Source organism: Pseudomonas taetrolens, assembly GCF_900475285.1.
GTDB classification, from domain to species: Bacteria; Pseudomonadota; Gammaproteobacteria; order Pseudomonadales; family Pseudomonadaceae; genus Aquipseudomonas; species Aquipseudomonas taetrolens.
In genome coordinates this window covers 2,299,279-2,320,992 of the sequence record NZ_LS483370.1, presented here as the reverse complement: position 1 = coordinate 2,320,992, position 21,714 = coordinate 2,299,279, and the positions used below count along the sequence as shown (strand labels likewise).

Here is a 21,714-nt window from a genome sequence, read left to right as displayed (position 1 = left end):
TGAATGGATTAAAGATATTTATATCTCTAGAGAAAATCCGCATAAGGATTCCTTTAAAAGGCTAGCCACTGTTCACGGCCTTCTGCACACTCTGCGCACGCGACACAAAAATTATAAAAAGTGATGAACTGATGAAACTGCAACCCTTGCCGCCGCTTAACAGCCTGGTGGTATTCGAGGCCGCTGCCCGTCATATGAGCTTCACTCTGGCCGCGCGCGAACTGAATGTCACTCAAGGTGCAATCAGCCGCCAGATTCGTGTGCTTGAAGACTATCTGGGCACTGCTCTGTTTGTACGAACCACTCGGGAAATCAACCTGACCGCCACTGGCAATCAGTATTGTGAAACCGTGCGTGAAACGCTCCAGCAACTGGCCCATGCCACCGCCGGAGTTCGCCACTGGCGTGGAGCCCAGCAGGTCACGGTGGTCACCAGTACCGCCATGGCATCTCTGTGGCTGCTGCCATTGGTCTCAGAATTCCAGCGCCAGAATGAAGAGATTGACCTGCGCATCATCGCCACGGACCAGGTCAATGACTTCTCGCGCCTGGATTGTGATCTGGCGCTTTATTACTGCAGTTCGCCCCCCAAAAACATGCAGGTCACGCCGCTGTTCAGCGAAGAAATGTTCCCGGTATGCAGTCCACAATACCTGGCGCAGAACCCGGGCATCACTGCGTTGGAGCGCCTTGGTGAATGCACGTGGCTATGGCTTGAGGACCCGCAACGGGACTGGATTGGCTGGCGGGAGTGGTTCGAGCGGCTGGGCCAGCGCCCTCCGGAGCCCCGGCGACGCATCAATATCAATAGCTATTCGATGCTGATCCAGTCAGCCCTCGCAGGCCAGGGGATCGCCCTGGCCTGGTCAAACCTGCTGAGCGACCACTTACAGACCGGCAAACTGGTGCGTCCGACCGGGACGTACTTGCGCACGGATGCCCAGTTCTGCCTGCTGGAACCCCAAGGCCGGGCCGCCAATCGACAAAGCGTCAACCGCTTTCGCCAATGGTTGTTAACCCATCTGGCGGAGACGATTGACGCTGAGTGAAGGCTATCGGCCAAGGAAGGCCGATGCCGGAGGCTGTGTCATCAGGCGAGTTCGCCGGGAGGCCTCAGCATTGCCATCCTTTCAGAGACGGCTTCCTCGGGATGATTCAGTGAGTCATTGGCGGTCGCGGGCATCATCCAACCCTCGGCGGTAGCCTGGGTATCGGCACGCAAACTGCGTAACAGGCTGAAGCAGGTCACCAGCAGAAAGAAGGCAATAGGCAGGCCGATGATGATGCTTGCCATCTGGATCGCCACCAGTCCGCCCGCCAGTAGTAAACCGGCGGCAATCGCGCCTTCCAGAAAGCACCAAAGCACCCGGATCCAGTTGGGCGGATTGATGCTGCCCACGGAGTTGAGCATGCACAGCACCTGCGTCCCGGCATCGGCGGCCGTCACAAAGTGCACGGCCAGCAGCAAACAGACAATGAGGCACAATACCCCACCGATGGCGGGACCATCCAGGCGCTGAAGCAAGGTAAACATGGCAGCCGTGGTTTCTTTCTGGGTGGCCTGAAGCACAGCTCCTCCCACAAACGGTGCGGCCACAACCTGTTCGGCGACAGGCAGTTGTGCATGGGCGTGACGGGCTTGCTGCTCGTCCTTGAGTGCCGCCCCGCCAAACACCGACATCCACAAGATGGTTACCAGCGTCGGCACGGCAAGGGCTCCGACGATCAGTTCACGAATGGTTCGACCGCGGGAAATGCGCGCAATGAACAAGCCCACGAAGGGGCCCCAGGTCATCCACCAGGGCCAGTAAAAGGCCGTCCAGCTATTTTGCCATTCACTGTCGCCCTGAGTGTCTGTCCAGAAACTCAGACCAACGATGTGCTGCACATAATCACCGGTGGCTTCGAAGAAAAAATTGAGTATGTAGCGGGTCGGTCCCAACCACAGCACCACCAGCATCAGTCCAAAAGACAGCCACATGTTCAGTGTCGAAAGCCGCTTCATGCCCTTGGACAACCCGGCCACCAGCGAAACCGCCGCAATAAGGCTGACGAAGGCGATGATCGATAGCTGCAGACCGATACTGACCGGTACCTGGAACACCTGATTCAGACCGGTATTGATCTGCACCACCCCCAACCCCAACGATTGTGATACGCCAAAGGCGGTAATCGCCACCCCAAGAATGTCTACCACATGGCCGATAGGCCCGTAGATACGATTACCGATCAGGGGATAGAGAATTGAACGCAAGGCCAGCGGCAGGCCTTTGCAATACGCGAAGTAGGCCAGGCTGACGCCGATCATGGTGAAAATGGCCCAGGGATGCAGGCCCCAATGAAACAGCGTGAGCCGCATCGCGACCGTGGCCGCCTCGTCCGTCAGGCCCGGTGCGAACGGGTTATTGGCATAGTGCAGGACCGGCTCGGCGACCGACCAGAAGATCAGGCCAATGCCCATGCCGGCACTGAACAACATAGCGATCCAGGCACCGAAACTGAATTCAGGTGTGTCCTGCGCCCGACCCAGCTTGAGCGCTCCGTAAGGGCTCCATGCCAGCATCAGCAGCACACACAACAGGCCGCTCACCAGGGCCAGGTAAAACCATTTGAAGTTATGCAGGATGGCGTCGGAAGCAGTCTTGAACACCAACGTGGCCTGGTCGCCCTTAAAGGCGCAGAGCAAGACGAAAGCGAGGACCAGGGCGACCGACACCACTGTCACGGTTGGATTGAGGCCTTTGAAAAGGCCACTTTTAGCACGCATCGGCTATCTCCCTTGTTGTTGTAGTACAGCGCTATACGGGATTTTTTTGTTATGCAATGCAGTGATTGCGCGGCTCACAATGAGTGAGCGCCCTGTTCTCAACAAACCATTTAATCTCATGAATTAATGAGTTAAAGGAATGTGTCCCCCCCGTAAAGACAGGGGAATTGCCTGCCGAGGGCGATGCACCTCATGAATGACTTTTTCTCATCAATCGACGTCGAAATATGGTTTGTCCCACCTCATCCCCACCCTGAAGAATCACTCCAGCCAAAGGCCAACAAGGCCGACCAACCGTGCGATCTGGAGACAACAATAATGGGCATCGCCAACCTTATCCCCGTACACATTCTGGAAACCGTGCTGGCTCCTATCGAGCAAGCCCATGGCCTGACCAATGATTTTTACACCGAGCAGCCCTACTTCGAGCTGGACCGCGACCAGATCATGGGCCGCAACTGGGCGTGCATTGGTTTTGCCTCCGACCTGCCCACCAACGCCTACGTCAAACCGGTGGACTTCATGGGGCTGCCGCTGTTGATCATGCGCAACCGTGAAGGCCAGGTGCAGGTGTTCCATAACGTGTGCAGCCATCGCGGGGTCAAGTTGGTGCAGGAAGCCGGCGCCATTCAGGGCATGATCCGTTGCCCTTACCATTCCTGGACTTACGACCTGAACGGTGCGCTGCGCGGCACGCCCCATGTCGGGGGTATCAACCAGCACAAAGACGAGCGCTTCGCCTGCGAAAAGCACGGTTTGAAACCACTGCGCAGTGCCATCTGGATGGACATGGTGTTCATCAACTTGTCGGGTGATGCCCCGGCACTGGAAGACGCTCTGGCTCCGTTAACCCAGCGCTGGACGCAATTTCTGGGACATGACGGCATGTCATTGCTGCGTCGTGAATCCAACAGCGGTGCGATGGCCATTGAGGTCAACTGCAACTGGAAGCTGGCGGTCGAGAACTACTGCGAGGCTTATCACCTGCCCTGGATTCACCCAAGCCTGAACAGTTATTCCAAGCTGGAAGACCACTACAACATTCTTTTTGACCAATTCGCCGGGCAAGGCAGTTACGCCTACAACCTGTCTGACGTTGCCGGCACCCATCTGCCGACATTCCCGTCCTGGCCGGCTGATCGCATGCGCACCGCTGAATATGTGTCGTTCTTCCCCAACGTGTTGCTGGGGATACAGGCCGACCATGCCTTCGCCATGATGCTGGAGCCGGTCGCACCTGGGAAAACCATTGAGCACCTGCGGTTGTTCTATGTCGGTGACGAAGCCCTCGACCCGCTCTACGATGCCGCTCGCAAGGCTGTCATGGAATCCTGGCGCGTGGTATTTGCCGAGGACATTGCCTCGGTGGAAGGCATGCAAAAAGGCCGCAGTTCACCAGGCTACAGAGGCGGCGCTTTTTCTCCGGAAATGGACTTGCCGACGCACTACTTCCACAAGTGGGCAGCCCGGGAGTTGCTCGACAGTGTCGATCAGGCCCACGGTGGAGAAACCGTATGAGCCTTGTTCATTGGCGAAACCACATAAATGGTCAATGGGTCGACAGTGATCAGCACCTGACCATCCTCAACCCGGCCAGCAATCAACCGGTGGCGACCATCGCGCAGGCCTGCATTGCCGATGCCGAATGCGCCCTGCAAGCCGCACGACGCTGTGCGGACAGCGGCGAATTGATCGCTGTACGCCCTGCCCGGCGCGTGACCTGGCTGCTGGAAATAGCACGACAGATCCGCCTGGTTGCCGATGACGGCGCCCACCTGCTCTGCGCGGAGAACGGTAAGACCTTCAACGATGCCCGAGACGAGTTCATCGAAGCGGCGAGGTATTTCGAGTACTACGCCGGCATGGCGGACAAGATTGAAGGCATTTCCGTGCCGCTGGGCAACGGTTACATGGACTTCACGCTGTATGAACCCATGGGCGTGTCCCTGCAGATAGTGCCCTGGAACTTCCCGGTCTCCATCTGCGCCCGCTCCCTGGCCCCGGCACTCGCTGCCGGCAACGCCGTCGTGATCAAGTCCCCGGAGTTGTCGCCGCTGGGTCTATGCATCCTGATGCAGGCCATCGAACGCGCTGGCCTGCCAACCGGTGCGGTCAATTTGCTGTGCGGCCGCGGGCGTGAGGTCGGCGCCTATCTGGCGGGCCATAAACACGTTGATCAGATTGTTTTCACCGGCTCTGTGCCAACCGGGCAAAGCATCTTGCGCGCTGCCGCCGAAAACGCCGTGCCCAGCGTGATGGAGCTTGGTGGCAAATCCGCGGCACTGGTCTTCGCTGATGCCGACCGGGAGCAACTGCTGTCCAGCGTGCGCAGCGGCATCTTTTTCAATGCCGGGCAAGTGTGTTCGGCGTTGTCGAGGCTGCTGGTAGAGCGCTCGATCTACGACGAAGTGGTCGAACAGGTGGCCAGCCTGGCGAACAGCCTGCACATCGGCCCCGGGGCGGAGAATGCCGAGTTGACCCCGGTGATATCTGCCGGCCAATTGCACGGTATCCAGGCGATGTGTCGACGAGCCCAGGAACAAGGTGCGCGCGTAGTCGCAGGTGGCGACGCCGTGAGCGGCCTGAGCGGCAATTACATGCAGCCGACAGTTTTCTGTGATGTGACCCCGGAGATGGAAATTGCCAGCCAGGAAGTATTTGGCCCGGTGCTGGCCATTTTGCCTTTCGACACGGAAGAACAGGCCATTGGCCTGGCCAATGGCACCGACTTCGGCCTGGTAGCGGGTGTCTTCACTCAGGATTTGAATCGCGCCCTGCGCTGTGCCCGCCGACTGCGGGCCGGCCAGGTCTTCGTCAACGAGTGGTTCGCCGGCGGGATCGAGACACCGTTTGGGGGAGTCGGCCTGTCTGGTTATGGCCGTGAAAAGGGTCAGGAAGCGCTGTACAGCTATGTGCGCACCAAAAACCTGGCTGTGCGAATTCAAGGCGAGTGAGGCTGACTCCATGAAAAAGTGGCTATGCATTATTTGTGGTTTGATCTACGACGAAGCCTTGGGCTGGCCCGACGACGGAATAGCCGCCGGCACCCGCTGGGAAGATGTACCACAGGATTGGTTGTGCCCGGAATGCAAGGTCGGCAAAGGGGATTTCGAAATGATCGAAATCAGCGAGCCGCAGACCGCCGCACCGGTGGTGTGCATCGTCAGCGTCGCTCCGACTGGAGCGGGTGTTCCGGTGGTTGCACCTGAGCCGACCAGTACAGCCGTCGGCCCGGTGGTGATTATTGGCAGCGGTCACGCTGGCTATGGCCTGGCCCAGGCACTGCGCAAACAGGATCCACTGCGCGAGATTTACGTGCTGACGCGAGAAAGCGGGCATGTCTACTCCAAACCTGCCCTGTCCATCGCCCTGGCCCAGGGGCGCAGCGCTGCGGTGCTGGTCAATGAAACCCCGCTGGCCATCGAGCAACGGTTGGGTATTCGGGTCTATCCGCATTGTCAGGTAGAGCGCATTGATGCCCAGAACCGGCGCCTCCACACCAGCCTCGGTGAAATGCCCTACGGTCAACTGGTGCTGGCCAGCGGTGCAACCCCGGTACGCGTACCCGTCGAGGGGTGTGCCGAGGCACTGGTGAGCGTTAACAACCTGTCGGACTACCAGGCCTTTCGCACCCAACTGGAAGGCAAGCGTCGCATCGCAATCCTGGGCGACGGCTTGATTGGCTGCGAATTTGCCAACGACCTGGCCAGCAGCGGTTACCAGGTTCAGGTTATCGGCCTGGGCGCCTGGCCTATGGAGCGACTGTTACCCGAGCCTGCCGGGCAGCACCTTCAAGCGGCTCTCACAGAGCTGGGAGTGAGCTGGAGCTTGCAAACTACTCTGCAGAGGATCGAGCGCAGCGCCGAGGGATTCGACTTGACGCTCGCCAACGGTGAACAGCATCAGGCCGATCTGGTGCTCTCGGCCATCGGCCTGCGCCCGGATCAGGTGCTGGCCCTGTCCTGCGGATTGGAGTGTGGCCGTGGCATCCAGGTCAATGAGTGCCTGCAGACGTCCATCCCCAGCATTTTTGCACTGGGTGACTGCATCGAAATCAATGGTCAACTGATGCCTTATCTGGCACCGATCAACCAGGGAATTGAAGCGTTGGCGCGCACGCTTTCGGGCTACCCGACGGCCGTGCAATACCCGCTGATGCCGATCACCGTCAAGACCCCGGCAGCCCCGTTATGCCTGTTGCCCGCGCCATTCGGGTGCAGTGGCCAGTGGCAGATCGAACCTACAGCCGACGGACTCTGCGCGGCGTTCAACGATACCTCCGGTGTCTTGCGCGGCTTCGCCCTGATCGGCCGTCAGGCCCAGCAAAAACGCGGCGTCTGGCTGCAGAACTGTCAGCCCCTTCAAACCCACGTGGCTTAAGAAGAACCTTATGAACAATCGCGCTATTCATTTGCCGCACGATGATCAGGACTGCGGCTGGTATGCCGCCCTGCCCCCCGCCGTAGCCCCTCGACGCCTGGTGGGCCGACACCAGGTTGACTATGCGGTGATTGGTGCCGGCTTTGCCGGTCTGGCAGCCGCCCGCCGCCTGGCCGAACATCATCCCCATGCACGCATCGCGCTGATCGATGCGCAAAGGGTTGGGGAAGGCGCCTCTGGCCGCAACTCGGGTTTTGTCATAGACCTGCCCCACAAAATGGCTCTTGAGCATCCTGATGCAGCACACAAACAACGCCTGCTCGGCTTGAATCGCTCAGCCATCGACCAACTGCAACGACTGATCGGTCAACACCGGATCGACTGCCAGTGGTCCCCTGCCGGGAAGTATCAGGGCGCAGTGGGGCCTCGGGGACTGGCGTATCTGGAACATTTTGAAGGGTTGCTGCGGGACTTGGGCGAACCTTTTCGCAGTGTCGAAGGCGACGAACTGGCCAACGTACTCGGAACCCGCCATTACAGCCGCGCCGTGTTCACTCAGGGCTCGTGGTTGATGCAGCCGGCGGCGCTGGTGCGCGGTCTGGCCGACTCGCTGCCGGAAAACGTCGAACTGCTCGAACAGTCGCCGATTCAAGGCCTGCAGCGCGACAGTCAGGGTCAATGGTTACTGCAAGGCACTGAAGGTCAGGTACGCACGCCACAGCTGCTGCTGGGCACCAGCATTTTTACCCAGGAATTCGGTTACCTGCGCAGCCGTCTGCTACCGGTAATGACCTTCGCCAGCTGGACCCGTCCATTGGCGCAGGCAGAAATGCAGACCCTCGGCATCCAGTCCGACTGGGGGCTGACCCCGGCAGACCATGCCGGCACCACCGTGCGCATGACCCAGGATAACCGCCTGATGATTCGCAACACCTACAAGCACGTGCCGCGCTATGGCAAGAGCGTCAACGACAACACACGCCGGGACATTCGCGCGGGTCATCGCAAGGCCCTCCTGGCACGCTATCCGCAACTGGAGAACGTTGAGTTCACCCACACCTGGGGTGGCGTTTATGCGATCTCGCGCAACTTCACCAATTTCTTTGGTGAGTTGGAGAGCGGTGTCTATGCCACCGCTTGCGACAATGGGGTCGGCGCAGCCTGGGGCACTGTGTCCGGGACATTGCTGGCCGACATGGCCACAGGTGCCGATTCACAGCACTTGCAGGATATCCGCGCCGTCACCGGTATGCCCTCACGCAACCCGCCCGAGCCGTTGCTGGGGCTCGGGGTGCGCACGCGGATTCGACTGGCGTCCTGGAACAGCAGAGGTGAATTATGAAGCGGATCTACGGCAAAGGACCGGTGCGTCTGGTCGACCACCGGGATCTTGAGTTTGTCCATCGAGGTGGCCCGCCCGGCGGAGCCTCTGTTGCCCGCGCGTTGAGCAATGAAGTATCACCCCATCTGGGTGTTGGCTTCGCTCGCTGGGAAGGTGCCGAAGTGAGCTGGACCCTGCTCTATGACGAAGTCATCTTCGTCATAGAGGGGTGTTTCGAGCTTAAGGCCAACGGTAACCTGTACAAGGTTGAACCTGGCCAGATGCTGTGGATTCCCGAAGGAACCGAACTGGTTTACGCCGGCCATGCATTGTTTGGCTATGTGGTCTACCCCGGTGACTGGAAGCAACGCCACGGCCTGGGCTGACACGCGAGCGTTCAAGCGCCACTCCCCTCCGCCCCCCTCACATGAAGTCCGGGCCCGGGCGTTCACGGCCTGAGCCCGGGCCAGCACATCGCTCATCCCTGCACCTGAAGTGTCGCGCCTCACCTGCCCTTCATCTCGCCAATCCCGCTGCAAGTTGTCCCCATAAGGGGACATCCCTTTGTCGCGGGCGCCTTAAAGTCGACCTCTGCGAACCGGCCCAGGCCAATAACCATAAAAACGTTTCCGGAGACGCCTTGCGATGCACACACCGCTCGCTGAACCCCGTCGCTCAATTTATTTCAACTATCAGGTCTACCCTGCCCATACCGCCAGCGTGGGGGCCAGCGCGGTCAAACGCCACCCGGTGGTGATTGTCGGCGCCGGCCCCATTGGCCTGACCACCGCTCTGGACCTGGCCCGATACGGCATCGCCTCTATCGTGCTTGAGTCCGAACGCCAGGTCAGCGAGGGCAGCCGCGCCATTGTCTTCACCCGGCGCTCGCTGGAAATCCTGCAGCAGGTCGGGGTGGCCGACCGCGTCACTGCGGCGGGTCTGAGTTGGCGCTTTGGCAACTCCTTCTACCGTAACCAACGGGTCTTTCGCATGGAGGCACCCCATGACCCGGATGACCGTTTTGCGCCGATGACCAATTTGCAGCAGCCGTGCCTGGAGCAATTCCTGGTAGATGCCTGCCAGGCCAATCCGCTGATCGAGCTGCGTTGGGGCAATAAGGTGGAACAACTGGCCCAGGCCGAGGATCACGCCACCCTGACCGTAGACACCCCTCAGGGTGACTATCAATTGCAAGCCAACTGGGTGGTGGCCGCAGACGGTGCACGCTCGGCAATTCGCAGCCTGCTGGAGCTGAAACTTGAAGGCGCCTCCTATGAGGGTCGCTTCGTGATTGCCGATATCAAGATCGATCTTGATTTGCCCACCGAGCGCCTGGCTTACTTCGACCCGCACTGGAACCCCGGCAATACCGTGCTGATGCATCGGGAACCGGGCAATATCTGGCGGATCGACTACCAGTTGCCACGGGATGAAACCCCCGAGCAGGCCCTGTCGGCCGAATCCTTGCGCGAGCGGATCAATGCGCAACTGGCGATTGTCGGGGTCGACAACCCCCAATGGCAGCTGGACTGGTGCTCGGTGTACTCGGCACGGGCCTTGACCCTGCCTGACTACATCCACGGTCGAGTGATTTTCACCGGCGACGCGGCTCACCTGCTGCCGATCTTTGGGGTGCGCGGGGCCAATACCGGCTTCCAGGACTGCCACGATCTGGGCTGGAAGCTGGCCCTGACCCTCAAGGGCGTGGCAGGCCCGGGCCTGCTCGGTTCGTATACTGCGGAGCGGGTGGCGGCAGCCCGTGAGATCATCGCCGAAGCCGGTAAAAGCACGCGGTTCATGACGCCGCCCACCCCCGGGCATTGCCTGGTGCGCGATGCGGTGCTGTCGCTGTCACTGACTCAGGCGTTCGTCCGCCCGCTCTATCACTGGCGCACGTCCCGGGCTCATGACTACGTCAACTCCTCCTTGAACTGCCCGGGCGACGACAACGCCCTCTTCACCTGCGGGCCGCGCCAGGGAGCGCCGTTGTTGAACATCAAGCTGGGCGAGGACCAATTTCTGTTCGACAGGCTGGGCGCATCGTTCTACCTGCTGTATTTCACCGATGCCGCTGAGGTGCCCGACGCAATCCAGGCCCGGGTACAGGCGTTGCATGAACGAGGTGTGCCGCTGCGTGTCCTGGCCATCAGCGCTCAGCCGCGAACCCGCATCAGCGGCGCAGACGAACTGATCGACGACAGCAACGGCCATTTGCACAGCAAATACGGCGCCGTCAGCGGCAGTGCCTACCTTGTGCGACCGGATCAGCATGTCTGTGCACGCTGGCAGCAACTCAGCGGCCCGGCTCTGGGCTGCGCCATCGAAACAGCCTTGGGCAATGAGTGAGGGCATGACCATGACACACAAGCAACTGACCACCTGCGAACTTGAGCAGGTCTACGACCGGCTGGCTGATGCCCTGGATCAGGCCATGGCGGACAAGCGCGAATTATTCCTGGTAAAACTGGCCCTGCTCTGCGCCCAGGAGCTAGGGGATCCCGGGCAATTCCACATGTTGAGCGACAACGCCTTAAAGGACCTGTAACGCCGTACCCTGCATGCAGCTTGCCGTCGGCCTGCGGTAACAGGCCGGCGAGCCTTCCTATAACAATAATCAGGAAGTCCCCGATGACTCCAAACACCCCTGCCAGTGCAACCATCACGGTGGCTGCATGGTCTCAGGACAGCTATCAGCGCGTGTGCAACAAAGTCTCCAGGCGACTGATCGGCTTCTTGTTCGTCTGCTTTGTGCTGTCGTTCCTTGATCGCATCAACATCGGTTTCGCCGGACTGACCATGATGGCCGACCTAGGCCTGAGCGGGACCCAGTTCGGCCTGGCGTCTACCTTCTTTTACATTGCCTACATCGCCTGCGGCATTCCCAGCAATATCGCCCTGGCGCGTGTCGGTGCCCGGCGCTGGATCGGCAGCCTGATGATTGCATGGGGGCTGGCCTCGACGTGCACCCTGTTCGCCACGGATGCCAATTCCCTGTACCTGCTGCGGATCCTGGTGGGGATTACCGAGGCGGGCTTCTTGCCCGGTGTGTTGTTGTACATGACCTTCTGGTTTCCCACGGCCTACCGTGCGCGGGCCAACGCCCTGTTCATGATCGCTATGCCCTTTACCGCCGGCTTCAGTTCGGCACTGTCCGGGCTTATTCTGGGGCTGGATGGCCTGTGGGGACTCAAGGGCTGGCAATGGCTGTTTCTGCTCGAAGGTCTGCCCTCGGTGCTCATGGGATTCGTGGTGTTCTATTACCTGGATGATCGCCCGCAACAGGCCAGGTGGCTGAACCACGATGAACAGGCCCTGCTCCAGCAGGCCCTCGATGCGGAAGCCGCGAGCGGCCAGGCGCCCGCCAGCGAGCAACGTCGCGGCCTGCTGACCGAGCTGGTCTCTCCGCGCATTCTGTTGTTCTGCCTGGTCTACTTTTGCCTGGTCAATACCCTGGCGATGATCGCGGTCTGGACCCCGCTGATCGTGAAAAGCTTCAACAGCACCGACAGTAACCAGTCCATCGGCTTGCTGGCCGCCATCCCGCAAGTCTGCACCATTGTCCTGATGATCGTCTGGGGCCTGCATTCGGATCGCACCCGCGAGCGGCGCTGGCATTTGGTGCTGCCCATGATGCTGGCCGCCTGCGGCTGGATACTCACGGCGCTCTCGAACCATGCCGCGCTGCAACTGATGGGCGTGTGCATGGCCGCAAGCGGCTCCTACAGCGCCATGTCGATATTCTGGACCCTGCCCGACCAGTCCTTGAGCTTTGGCGCCCGTGCCGTGGGCATTGCCGTCATCAACGCGGTGGGCAATATCGGTTCGGCGCTCAATCCGCTGGTCATCGGCTGGCTGAAAGACCTGACACACGGCTTCGGTTCCGGCTTTGCCTATGCCGCGGTCCTGATGATCGTCGGCGCGCTTCTGGCACTGCGCCTGCCCACTCCGGAGCGTTCTGTCGGCGCTGCCCCATAGTCCGCTCAGAGCCCGCCGATTGAATGCTGGAGTGGCGGGCTCCTGCCGTGGCATTCTCGACAAAACAACAACAGCCCGGCACCCAGAAGGAATTCGCCATGCAGTACTGGCCCTTGCGTTCCTGCCGTAGTGAACACAGCCTCAATATTGCCCACACCGCCAACCTGCTGGCCAGGATTGGTCATAATCGCAGCAAGTACCTGGCGGCCGACCTGTTGCAGGTTATCGGGCCCGGCGTGCCTCTGGCCCAATGCACCATCTTCGCCTACCCGCAACGGCGCAACCCGCAGGTTTTTTCCTTCGCGGACCGGGCCCGGGACGTCTCACTGCCGGCAATTTCCAACACCTATATCCAGCGTTTCCATGATCAGGACGGTAACCGGCAGGCCATGAACAAGGCCGCCGTTGGCGAAAGCACGATCGTCCATCGCCAGTCCATCGACGACATTACCCATAACGATTACCGGCGCATTTGCTATGAGCAGCCGCAAATTTCCGAACGTGTGGCGTTACTGACCCACTGCGAAAGCAATTGCTGGCTATCGGTGAATTTTTACCGTGGCCGAGAACACGGGCATTTTTCGGAAACAGAGATGAATTTCCTGGAAACCGTTGCCCCGCTGCTGATCCAGGCGGTGCGCCTGCACTACCACGCCTACTTGCAAGCCAACGAAATGCCCTTGCTGCTGACCGAGCGGGTTATCAGGCAACAACACATTGAGCTGACCCTGCGTGAGCAGGAACTGCTGCGCCTGATCATGACCGGTCACGGGGTGGAAGAGATTGCCGAACGGCTGGGGGTGCGTCCGCTGAGTGCGGCCACCTATGTCAAACGCCTGTACCGAAAGCTCGGTATCAACGGGCTGCGCGAGCTGTTCGGGCTGGCCACCCGGGCGGAATGGGCATGATCCGCTTCACCTTGCCAATCGCTCGCACCCTGAATGGCAGGGTGCGCGGCGTTATGGCAGCTACAACAGCGTACATTAAGCCCTTCTGCAGCAAGGTGCGCCCATGAGCGAAACCCATGATCCGGTCGTCATCCTCCTGACTGCCGGCCGCTCAAGCCGTTTTCTGGCCTCCGGAGGGCCGTGCCACAAGCTTGAAATGCCCCTTTGCGGGCTGCCGGTGCTCGAACATGTGATCCGTGCGGTCCAGGCCTGCGGGTTGCCGTGGCACGTGGTGCGCTCCGCGGAGGGCGATGGCATGGGCGACTCCATTGCCGCAGGCGTACGGGCCACTCCGAACGCTTCGGGCTGGCTGGTGCTACCCGGCGACCTGCCCCTCATCACGGCCGACAGCCTGCGCAAGGTGGCCCAGGCACTGGCCTGGGCAGCAATCGTGGTGCCCACCTGGCACCGGCAAAAAGGCCATCCGGTAGGCTTCGCTGCCCAGTGTTTCAATGACCTGCTGCAACTGACCGGAGAGCATGGCGCGGCGAGTATTGTCGCGGCGCAGGATGCGTGCGGCAATGTGCTCAGGCTGGCGCTCGATGACCAGGGCATTGTCCAGGATGTCGACACCCTCGACGACCTGAAATACGTCGAGACACTGATGTCGCAAAGGTGAAGGATTGGCTTCACCCGCGTGGGCCTTGCCCCAGCCGCAGGGGGATGCCGATGGCCTCAGGCTTGAACCGGACCACACCGCAAATAACCTGAACCCTGCGCCGCCCTCTCAGTCGGATCTAGTAGGCCCCTGGAATCGGGCCCTCTTTGTCTCCACCGATGCCGGCAATCATGATGACTGCCAGCCCGGGGTTCGACGGCAAGGTGCTCATTGATGGTGACTGTCCGCGATACCGATGCTCCCCCCACCGGGGCACCTGCAGTCCATTCGCTGCATGTGCTGACGGTGAACACCCACAAGGGGTTTACCGCGCTGAACCGGCGTTTCATTCTCCCTGAGCTGCGCGAAGCCGTGCGTGAGGCCAGCGCCGACGTGGTGTTTCTGCAGGAGGTGCTCGGTGCGCATAAAGGACATGCCCGACGCTTCAGTAATTGGCCGCAGGTTCCGCAGTATGAGTTTCTCGCCGAGAGCATGTGGCCGCAGTTCGCCTATGGCCGCAACGCGCTGTATCCCGAGGGCGAGCACGGCAATGCACTGCTGTCGAAGTACTCGATCCGCGAGCACGCCAATTACGATGTGTCCCTGAGCGGCACTGAAAAGCGCGGCCTGTTGTACGCCATCCTCGATGTGCCCGGCCCGCATGCAGTACACGTGATCTGCGTTCATCTGGGGTTGGCCGAAGACCATCGTCGACGCCAATTGCATCTGCTCTGCGAGCTGCTCGGAGGGATTGACGATGCAGCCCCGGTGATCGTCGCCGGGGACTTCAACGACTGGCGCCTGCGGGCCGATGCCAAGCTTCTGACTCAAGCCATGGGCGAAGTATTCACCGGTGCGTACGGAAAACCGGCGCGCAGCTTTCCGGCATTCTGGCCACTGTTGCGCCTGGACCGTATCTACCTGCGCAACGCAATGGCCAAGGCGCCACGGGTGCTGTCCATGCGTCCATGGTCGCACCTCTCCGACCATGTGCCGTTAGCCGTGGAGGTGCTGCTATGAACTACCCATGGCGTGACGGGAACCGCGTGAACTTGCTGATCAACGGCGAGGACTATTACCCCCGCGTGTTCAAGGCGGTGCGTGCAGCACGCAGGGAGATCCTGATCGAAACCTTCATCATTTTCGAGGACAAGGTGGGCCGCGCCTTCAAGAATGTACTGGTTGCCGCTGCCCGCCGTGGTGTGCATATCGAGCTGACCGTGGACGGTTACGGTACGGCAGAACTCAGCCCCCGGTACATCGGTGAACTGACCGAAGCCGGGATCAACATCCACGTCTTCGACCCGGCGCGGCGGGTGTTCGGCCTGCGCTCCAACCTGTTTCGCCGCATGCATCGCAAGATTCTGCTGATCGATGGCGAGTGCGCGTTCATCGGAGGCATCAACTACTCAGCCGACCACCTGGGCGACTACGGCCCCATGGCCAAACAGGATTACGCCCTTGAAGTACAGGGTCCGGTGGTTGCCGATATCCATCGCGACGTACTGCGCATGCTCAAGCCTGTGATCAAAGCGCCAAGCGATGTGTGTCCGGGCCGGTGCCGGGTCGGCGACGCTCGCCTGTTGCTGTCGATACGCGACAACGCAGACCACAGTACCGATATCGAAGAGCAATACCTGCTCGCCATCCGGGCCGCGGTCCATCGGCTGGTGATTGCCAATGCTTATTTCTTTCCCGGCTATCGCCTGCTGCGCGAGTTGCGCAATGCGTCCCGGCGCGGGGTCGAAGTGACCCTGATCCTTCAGGGTGAGCCGGATATGCCCTGGGTTCGCTCCGCGTCCCGGCTGTTGTACAACTACCTGCTGCGCGACGGGGTCAGGATTTTCGAGTATTGCCAGCGACCGTTCCACGGCAAAGTGGCATTGATGGACCATGAGTGGTCGACCGTGGGTTCGAGCAACCTTGACCCGTTGAGCCTGGCATTGAACCTGGAAGCCAACCTGTTCATCCGCGACCGCGCCCTCAACCGGCAATTGCATGATCACTTGCTGGGCCTGGCCACCGAGCACTGCACGCGCATCACCCTGGCCCGGGTGACCCGCGGTTACTGGTGGCGTGCGCCATTGATCTTCATCGGTTTTCACCTTACCCGCCGTTTTCCGGCGATTGCCGGTTTGTTGCCCGCCCATACCCCCCGTTTGAGATCGTTGCGCACACTGGATGACGGTGAGTTGAGCTATGACCAGGAGAACACCCCATGATCAATCGCCTGGTGACCCTGTTTTTCTTCATCCTGGTGTCGGTGCTGCTGTTCTTACTGGTCAAGAATCTGGACTGGCAGGACGTCAGCCACGCATTGCTCGCCTACAAAGGCACGACGCTTGCCCTTGGCGGTGGCGTGGCACTGGCCAGTTATGCCGTGTATGTCGGCTTCGACCTGCTCGGTCGGCGCTATACCGGGCATCAATTACCCGTGCGCCAGGTGGTGCCGGTGACCTTCGTCTGCTACGCCTTCACCCTTAACCTCAGCGCCTGGGTGGGGGGCATCGCCTTGCGTTTTCGCCTGTACTCGCGACTTGGCCTGGACCTGCCCACCATTACCCGCATCCTCACCCTGAGCCTGATCACCAATTGGCTGGGCTACATGCTGCTCGCCGGAGGGGTGTTCTCGTTGCGCCTGATCCGCTTGCCCCCAACCTGGGAAATCGGCACCACCACCTTGCAGTGGATCGGTTTCGGGCTGCTGGCAGCCGCGTGTACCTACCTGCTTGCCTGTCGTTTCTGCAAACGCCGCGAGTGGCGCTGGCGCGAGCAGGAAATCATCCTGCCCGGGCCGAAGATAGCCTTGGCGCAAGCCGTCCTGGGCGTCTTGAACTGGTCGCTGATGGCGTTGCTGATCTTCCTCCTGCTCCCGGAAAAAGCCTTTTACCCGTCAATCCTGGGCGTATTGCTGATTAGCGCAATCGCCGGTGTCATCACCCACATACCGGCCGGACTCGGTGTGCTCGAAGCGGTCTTCATCGCCCTGTTGCAGCACCAGTTCAGCCACGGCACTCTGGTGGCGGCGCTGATCAGCTACCGGGTCATCTACTTTCTGATTCCTCTGCTGCTGGCTTGCGCGGTCTATGTCGTGCTGGAAAAGCAGGCCAGGACATTGCGCCAAGGCACAGAAAAGGACGTTGCCAGGCAAAAGACCTGAGCCCAAAAAACCTCATGCGCAGTGGCGCGCGACCATTCATCAGCCAGCCTGAACCCGGCAAAGCACCCGTGACTCACACGTTCAAGAGCCACCAAACAGGAGTGCTTGTCATGACGCGAGGCAGCAAAGACAAATACACCCTCAAACAAAAACGCCAGGCCGAACACATAGAAGCCTCTTATGAGGAAAAAGGCCTGTCCCCCGAAGAAGCGGAAGCCCGTGCCTGGGCGACGGTGAACAAGCAATCGGGTGGCGGTGAGCGTGCTGGTGGCTCGGGACAGGATAAATCCCCCGCCGACAAGGCCAGTTCGCGCAGGAGTTCTGCCCGGCGAGCGGTGGCCAGCAAGCATGGCCTTGCGCGTTCATCACGCGAATCCCTGGCCACAGAAACCAAGGCCGAGCTGATGAAAATGGCCCGGGCGAACAATATCCCGGGGCGCTCGACCATGCACAAACATGAGCTGGTCGAAGCCTTGAGCAGCGTGTCCTGACCCAGACGGTTGCCCCTGACAGGAAGCCCTTGCCCGCATTCAAGGAGTTGCACATGCCCCCTAAAACCGGCGTTGTCTTGCTTCCGGCCACTCCCCCACCGCCCTCGCACGAGCAGGCCAGTCACAGGGTGATCGCAACGATGCTTGCCGAGGTGCTGGGTATCGGTTTTCTGGGTGATTACCCGCCTCAGGACCGCAGAGCGCTGTATTTCGTCCCCACCGATACCCTCATCGGTGATGAGTCAAAGGCGCTCGGCATCACGGGCATCAACGACTTGTTCGGCGGTGCAGTGGGTCATCCGTTCATGGCCACCAAAGCGATCACCCACGGCTTGCTCACGGCCGGTACCACTGCCCCTGCGGGATGGTGTTCGCTGTTCGCCGAACAGGTACACGGGGCGGTATTGACGGGCTTTACCGTGTTCGACGTCGAGGATGCGCTGAATGCCGGGTGCCTGTTGCTCGAGCTCGGAGATATCCGCCTGAAACCGGTGCGGGGCAAAGCCGGGCGCGGCCAGGTCATGATCCGCAACCGCAAGGCGCTGGAACGCTACCTCGCCGACGTTGATCGCGCTGAACTGGCTGTGTGGGGCCTGGTGCTGGAAGAAAACCTGACCTCGGTCGTCACCTGCAGTGTGGGCCAGGTCAGGGTGGCGGACCTGATTGTGAGTTACTACGGCACCCAGCGCCTGACACATGACAACAACGGCGAAGAGGTGTACGGCGGCTCTGACCTGACGCTGGTGCGCGGCGACTATGAGAGCCTCGACCGCCTGCCACTGGATGATCGGGCGCGCCTGGCCGTGAAGCAGGCGAAGAGTTACGAGTCGGCGGCCTGCTATGCCTACCCGTCGCTGTTCGCGTCGCGGCGCAACTACGATGTTGCCCAAGGCACCGATAGCCGCGGGCACTTCCGCTCTGGGGTACTGGAGCAGTCCTGGCGCATTGGCGGCGCCAGCGGTGCCGAAGTACTTGCCCTGCGTGCCTTTGCTGGTGACGCAGCGCTGCAATGTGTCGTCGCTTGCACCCTCGAAACCTATGGCGAAAGCGAATTGCCCCACGACGCCACCCTGCTCTTCCAAGGACACGATGAAGATGTCGGTTTTATCAATAAATGCGCGAGAATTTTGGCCTATGACTGCGCGCAGTGAACTGATCGAGATTGAGGTCAGCGAGGAGCGTTTGGCCGGGACCGTGCTGACACCGGGCGCGAAAATGCCGGGCATTCTGTTTGTCCATGGCTGGGGGGGCAGCCAGCACCGGGACCTTGCACGGGCCAAGGGCCTTGCCGGGCTGGGCTGTGTTTGTCTGACCTTTGACCTGCGCGGACATGAGAAAACCCTGTCCCAGCGTGATCACATCACCCGCAAGCACAACCTGGACGATATCATCGCCGCCTACGACCGGCTGGTGAGCCATCCCTCCACCGACACCGATGCCATCGCGGTGATCGGCAGCAGTTACGGGGGTTACCTTGCGACCATCCTGACCCAGCAGCGTGCCGTGCGCTGGTTGGCATTACGCGTGCCAGCGCTGTACTGGGACCAGGACTGGGAACTGCCCAAGACGCAACTCGACCGCAACCGCCTGAGCCAGTATCGCCACGCGCTGCAGAGCCCGGACAGCAACCGGGCGCTGGCGGCCTGCAGCACGTTTACAGGCGATGTACTGCTGGTCGAGTCAGAGCATGACGACTATGTCCCGCATACCACCATCATGAGTTACCGGCATGCCTTCATGCGCTCGCACTCCCTGAGCCATCGCATTATCGACGGCGCGGATCACGCGCTGTCGACGGACAGCCAGCAAGAGGCCTATACCGCCCTGATCAATGCCTGGGTGGGTGAAATGGTGATTGGCGCGCGGATTGGCGACTACCCCCATCACCCCATTCGACGCGCCTGACCAGGTTGAACGCCCTGCGCTTGCAAAGGCCAGTCCCAATGGTTTGAGTCCGGGTCCTGCAAACGCTCAAAGTGCCCGCCAATGTCCTCGATCAACTGCGCATCCTTGATCGGGTCCAGCCCCGGATACGGTTGGGCGTTGTAGCTCCCCGCATACGTCAGCACCTCTTCGATGCGGCCACCCTCCTGGTACAGCGTTCGGATCAGGCGTGATTCCTGGTCCTTGCTGTCTTTGGAGCGCAGCGCGTAGTGCAGTGCCAGGGCAATGCCGAACGCCAGGACGTCGCCGTCTATCCCGTGTTTTTGTGCCAGATCAATGCTGCGCAGAATGCGCTCATTGCGTTGCAGCTTGCGCAACGGATCACGCCCGACACGGGCACAAGGGTCCTTGAACGAGGTGTTGCAACGCTCCAGAAATGTCTTCGAAAAGTCGACGACGGCTTCTGCCATGTGCGGGTGCTCGGCTACCAGCGCCGGACCGACCGTCTGGCGGATCAAGCGTTCGGCCAGGGCACTGACCCGCGGATCGCCCATGCCCTGCCCCAACCAGGAATAACCCAACAGGCTGGCGTACCAGGCAATGATCGCGTGCGGGCCGTTCCACAGCAGGTTCTTCATCACTTGGGTCTGAGTGATGTCATCCACCGTTTTGACCTGGCGCAGACGCTCCAGAAGATGGCTGCTGCGTTCGGCATACAACGGCATGTCCGATTCGCTGTTGAACAGGATCAAGTGCAATTGACTCAGGGCGTTGCTGGACTGGGCAAAGGGCCGAAATCGGGAAATAAGGCGCTCATATTCGGGCGTCGGAATCCTGGGGGATCGGGGCGGTGCGACGATTTCATCGTCCAGACTGTTCTGGAAAATCTTCGACTTGATCCGCAACTGGCGCACCAGCGCTTCATTGGAAATCTTCGAGACAATACGGCTGACCACCGTTTCGACGAAGTGGGTATTGTCCAGGATTTTCTGGCACAGCGCTGGCGCTACCCTCTGTTCAAGCTGCGCCTGCACATGCCGCCGTACAAAGTCCGCACCGCCAACTTTGTTCAACACAATGAGAATCGTCAGCTCGCGACCGCGCCGCTGATAACGACGGATGAGGCCCTCGGCAATGACATCCGCCTGCTTGCGGATCGCTGGCTCCGGGAGGCTCAGCCCGACGATTTCGGCCACGTCATACATCTTGATGACCGCTTCAGCGTCGTCCATGTCGATCATTCTGAGGTTTTCAATGGTCTGATCGAACGAGATGGCCCCATAGCGCACGCTGAACCTGCCGAATGCTTCCACCGTGTCGCGCAGCATGCGCGAACGGGTCGCGGCAATAATCTCGCAGGGCCGGGTGTAGCCATCCCAGTGAGAAAAAATCTGCGTCAGGTACCCGCCGCCCATCGCACCAAACCCATGGATGCCCACGCTGAATTGATTGAGTGCCTGAGGAAAGCTCTCGGTCAGTTCAGGGGTGCCGAGGTCAGGCATGCACTCGTTCAGATCGCCCAGAAACTCATGCATGTTCTGGTAGGCTTTCAGTGCCCCGGCCTTGACCTCGGGCGCCGGAGCCTTGATGTCTTCAATCAGGATCGGCTGCCCCTCGGCGCGGATCGCCGACAGCAAACCGTTTTCCGAGTCTTCGAGCATCAGGCAATGCTGTGGCAGGCAGTTCAAGGCACTTGCCGCCGCGAGGAAGATTTCGGGATGCGGTTTGCCCTGAGTGACCTCGTCACCACAGACAGTGATGTCGAAATATTTGAGCACATTGGCGTTGATCAAATATTCCTCGGCAATGGCCCGGCGGCTCGAGGTCGCTACGGCCATGGTCAGACCGTACTTGCGCAAACGCTCCAGTACTTCCAGCAAGCCATCCTTGATCGGCACCCCATGATTGCGTACATGCAGCAGCTCCAGTTCGTCAGCCCGCTGCCTGACCTGGGCATAAGGGAAGTCTTCGCCGTGATTGGCCTTCGCCAGCGCCTCGGCTTTCTTGGCACTCAGCCCCAATGAGCCCATGAGCGTTTCTTCGCTCAGCGGTGTGCCGAAAATCTCGAGCGCAGCCTGCTTGAGGGTTTTAAAACGCAGGCGTTCGGTATCAAACATGGTGCCATCCATGTCGAAGATGGCACTGAGTATTCTTTTACCCTGGAAATAGATCATGGGTGCAGCTCCTTGTA

General features: G+C 60.4%; 19 protein-coding genes and 1 pseudogene. 18 read left to right on the top strand and 2 right to left on the bottom strand.

Annotated elements, in window-relative coordinates; genetic code table 11:
• Window positions 1-131: 131 nt before the first annotated feature.
• Window positions 132-1,049: a LysR substrate-binding domain-containing protein gene (locus DQN55_RS10640; protein ID WP_048380107.1), complete on the top strand. Its 918-nt coding sequence runs from the start codon at window positions 132-134 to the stop codon at window positions 1,047-1,049.
• Window positions 1,050-1,090: 41 nt separating this feature from the next.
• On the opposite strand, the gene DQN55_RS10635 is transcribed toward DQN55_RS10640, so the two are convergent.
• The gene (locus DQN55_RS10635; RefSeq protein WP_048380109.1) at window positions 1,091-2,767 is read right to left on the bottom strand and encodes a BCCT family transporter; all 1,677 of its coding nucleotides are present in this window, start codon (window positions 2,765-2,767) and stop codon (window positions 1,091-1,093) included.
• Between the two features lie 318 nt (window positions 2,768-3,085).
• Between DQN55_RS10635 and DQN55_RS10630 the strand changes: the two genes are divergently transcribed.
• The 17 genes and pseudogenes from DQN55_RS10630 (at window position 3,086) to DQN55_RS10555 (ending at window position 19,544) form a co-directional block, all read left to right on the top strand.
• A complete protein-coding gene (locus tag DQN55_RS10630; protein ID WP_048380111.1) occupies window positions 3,086-4,285 on the top strand; it encodes an aromatic ring-hydroxylating oxygenase subunit alpha in 1,200 nt (399 codons plus the stop codon).
• Window positions 4,282-5,721 (top strand): aldehyde dehydrogenase family protein, encoded by a 1,440-nt coding sequence (locus DQN55_RS10625; protein ID WP_048380112.1) that lies wholly within the window; start codon window positions 4,282-4,284, stop codon window positions 5,719-5,721. Before DQN55_RS10630 ends, DQN55_RS10625 begins: the two co-directional genes overlap by 4 nt.
• A gap of 10 nt (window positions 5,722-5,731) precedes the next feature.
• A pseudogene (locus DQN55_RS22405) lies at window positions 5,732-5,893 on the top strand (rubredoxin); the annotation flags it as partial.
• On the top strand, window positions 5,882-7,147 hold the full coding sequence (locus tag DQN55_RS10620; RefSeq protein ID WP_231995685.1) for an FAD-dependent oxidoreductase: 1,266 nt from the start codon (window positions 5,882-5,884) through the stop codon (window positions 7,145-7,147). The pseudogene DQN55_RS22405 and the gene DQN55_RS10620, both read left to right, overlap by 12 nt.
• Before the next feature lie 10 nt (window positions 7,148-7,157).
• Window positions 7,158-8,489 carry an NAD(P)/FAD-dependent oxidoreductase gene (locus tag DQN55_RS10615; RefSeq protein ID WP_048380115.1) on the top strand — a complete coding sequence of 444 codons (1,332 nt, stop codon included), beginning with the start codon at window positions 7,158-7,160 and terminating at the stop codon, window positions 8,487-8,489.
• On the top strand, window positions 8,486-8,854 hold the full coding sequence (locus tag DQN55_RS10610) for a cupin domain-containing protein (RefSeq protein WP_172601026.1): 369 nt from the start codon (window positions 8,486-8,488) through the stop codon (window positions 8,852-8,854). The genes DQN55_RS10615 and DQN55_RS10610 overlap by 4 nt, the downstream gene beginning before the upstream one ends.
• 259 nt (window positions 8,855-9,113) lie before the next feature.
• A complete protein-coding gene (locus DQN55_RS10605) occupies window positions 9,114-10,814 on the top strand; it encodes an FAD-dependent monooxygenase (protein WP_048380119.1) in 1,701 nt (566 codons plus the stop codon).
• Between the two features lie 4 nt (window positions 10,815-10,818).
• Window positions 10,819-11,013, top strand: a complete 195-nt coding sequence (locus tag DQN55_RS10600; RefSeq protein ID WP_231995673.1) for a DUF2783 domain-containing protein — start codon at window positions 10,819-10,821, stop codon at window positions 11,011-11,013.
• 83 nt (window positions 11,014-11,096) lie between these two features.
• Window positions 11,097-12,443 (top strand): MFS transporter, encoded by a 1,347-nt coding sequence (locus tag DQN55_RS10595; RefSeq protein ID WP_048380120.1) that lies wholly within the window; start codon window positions 11,097-11,099, stop codon window positions 12,441-12,443.
• A 98-nt stretch (window positions 12,444-12,541) separates the two neighbouring features.
• On the top strand, window positions 12,542-13,351 hold the full coding sequence (locus DQN55_RS10590) for a response regulator transcription factor (protein WP_048380121.1): 810 nt from the start codon (window positions 12,542-12,544) through the stop codon (window positions 13,349-13,351).
• A 103-nt stretch (window positions 13,352-13,454) separates the two neighbouring features.
• Window positions 13,455-14,009, top strand: coding sequence for a nucleotidyltransferase family protein (locus DQN55_RS10585; RefSeq protein ID WP_048380123.1), 555 nt, complete (start codon window positions 13,455-13,457; stop codon window positions 14,007-14,009).
• Window positions 14,010-14,222: 213 nt separating this feature from the next.
• Complete coding sequence (locus DQN55_RS10580; protein WP_048380125.1) at window positions 14,223-15,008, top strand: endonuclease/exonuclease/phosphatase family protein; 786 nt, start codon at window positions 14,223-14,225, stop codon at window positions 15,006-15,008.
• The gene (gene clsB, locus DQN55_RS10575) at window positions 15,005-16,210 is read left to right on the top strand and encodes a cardiolipin synthase ClsB (RefSeq protein WP_048380127.1); all 1,206 of its coding nucleotides are present in this window, start codon (window positions 15,005-15,007) and stop codon (window positions 16,208-16,210) included. Before DQN55_RS10580 ends, clsB begins: the two co-directional genes overlap by 4 nt.
• A complete protein-coding gene (locus tag DQN55_RS10570) occupies window positions 16,207-17,148 on the top strand; it encodes a lysylphosphatidylglycerol synthase domain-containing protein (RefSeq protein WP_048380129.1) in 942 nt (313 codons plus the stop codon). The genes clsB and DQN55_RS10570 overlap by 4 nt, the downstream gene beginning before the upstream one ends.
• Before the next feature lie 110 nt (window positions 17,149-17,258).
• Window positions 17,259-17,639, top strand: coding sequence for a hypothetical protein (locus DQN55_RS10565; protein ID WP_048380131.1), 381 nt, complete (start codon window positions 17,259-17,261; stop codon window positions 17,637-17,639).
• Between the two features lie 53 nt (window positions 17,640-17,692).
• Window positions 17,693-18,790: a DUF3182 family protein gene (locus DQN55_RS10560; protein ID WP_048380133.1), complete on the top strand. Its 1,098-nt coding sequence runs from the start codon at window positions 17,693-17,695 to the stop codon at window positions 18,788-18,790.
• The gene (locus DQN55_RS10555) at window positions 18,774-19,544 is read left to right on the top strand and encodes an alpha/beta hydrolase family protein (protein WP_048380135.1); all 771 of its coding nucleotides are present in this window, start codon (window positions 18,774-18,776) and stop codon (window positions 19,542-19,544) included. The genes DQN55_RS10560 and DQN55_RS10555 overlap by 17 nt, the downstream gene beginning before the upstream one ends.
• On the opposite strand, the gene mtlD is transcribed toward DQN55_RS10555, so the two are convergent.
• Complete coding sequence (gene mtlD / locus DQN55_RS10550; protein ID WP_048380137.1) at window positions 19,523-21,697, bottom strand: bifunctional mannitol-1-phosphate dehydrogenase/phosphatase; 2,175 nt, start codon at window positions 21,695-21,697, stop codon at window positions 19,523-19,525. The two genes, DQN55_RS10555 and mtlD, sit on opposite strands and share 22 nt — an antisense overlap.
• Window positions 21,698-21,714: the final 17 nt, after the last annotated feature.

Coding starts and splice junctions, on each gene's coding strand:
- DQN55_RS10640 (WP_048380107.1), top strand. CDS start 132: ATGAAACTGCAACCCTTGCCGCCGCTTAACAGCCTGGTGGTATTCGAG.
- DQN55_RS10635 (WP_048380109.1), bottom strand. CDS start 2,767: ATGCGTGCTAAAAGTGGCCTTTTCAAAGGCCTCAATCCAACCGTGACA.
- DQN55_RS10630 (WP_048380111.1), top strand. CDS start 3,086: ATGGGCATCGCCAACCTTATCCCCGTACACATTCTGGAAACCGTGCTG.
- DQN55_RS10625 (WP_048380112.1), top strand. CDS start 4,282: ATGAGCCTTGTTCATTGGCGAAACCACATAAATGGTCAATGGGTCGAC.
- DQN55_RS10620 (WP_231995685.1), top strand. CDS start 5,882: ATGATCGAAATCAGCGAGCCGCAGACCGCCGCACCGGTGGTGTGCATC.
- DQN55_RS10615 (WP_048380115.1), top strand. CDS start 7,158: ATGAACAATCGCGCTATTCATTTGCCGCACGATGATCAGGACTGCGGC.
- DQN55_RS10610 (WP_172601026.1), top strand. CDS start 8,486: ATGAAGCGGATCTACGGCAAAGGACCGGTGCGTCTGGTCGACCACCGG.
- DQN55_RS10605 (WP_048380119.1), top strand. CDS start 9,114: ATGCACACACCGCTCGCTGAACCCCGTCGCTCAATTTATTTCAACTAT.
- DQN55_RS10600 (WP_231995673.1), top strand. CDS start 10,819: ATGACCATGACACACAAGCAACTGACCACCTGCGAACTTGAGCAGGTC.
- DQN55_RS10595 (WP_048380120.1), top strand. CDS start 11,097: ATGACTCCAAACACCCCTGCCAGTGCAACCATCACGGTGGCTGCATGG.
- DQN55_RS10590 (WP_048380121.1), top strand. CDS start 12,542: ATGCAGTACTGGCCCTTGCGTTCCTGCCGTAGTGAACACAGCCTCAAT.
- DQN55_RS10585 (WP_048380123.1), top strand. CDS start 13,455: ATGAGCGAAACCCATGATCCGGTCGTCATCCTCCTGACTGCCGGCCGC.
- DQN55_RS10580 (WP_048380125.1), top strand. CDS start 14,223: ATGGTGACTGTCCGCGATACCGATGCTCCCCCCACCGGGGCACCTGCA.
- clsB (WP_048380127.1), top strand. CDS start 15,005: ATGAACTACCCATGGCGTGACGGGAACCGCGTGAACTTGCTGATCAAC.
- DQN55_RS10570 (WP_048380129.1), top strand. CDS start 16,207: ATGATCAATCGCCTGGTGACCCTGTTTTTCTTCATCCTGGTGTCGGTG.
- DQN55_RS10565 (WP_048380131.1), top strand. CDS start 17,259: ATGACGCGAGGCAGCAAAGACAAATACACCCTCAAACAAAAACGCCAG.
- DQN55_RS10560 (WP_048380133.1), top strand. CDS start 17,693: ATGCCCCCTAAAACCGGCGTTGTCTTGCTTCCGGCCACTCCCCCACCG.
- DQN55_RS10555 (WP_048380135.1), top strand. CDS start 18,774: ATGACTGCGCGCAGTGAACTGATCGAGATTGAGGTCAGCGAGGAGCGT.
- mtlD (WP_048380137.1), bottom strand. CDS start 21,697: ATGATCTATTTCCAGGGTAAAAGAATACTCAGTGCCATCTTCGACATG.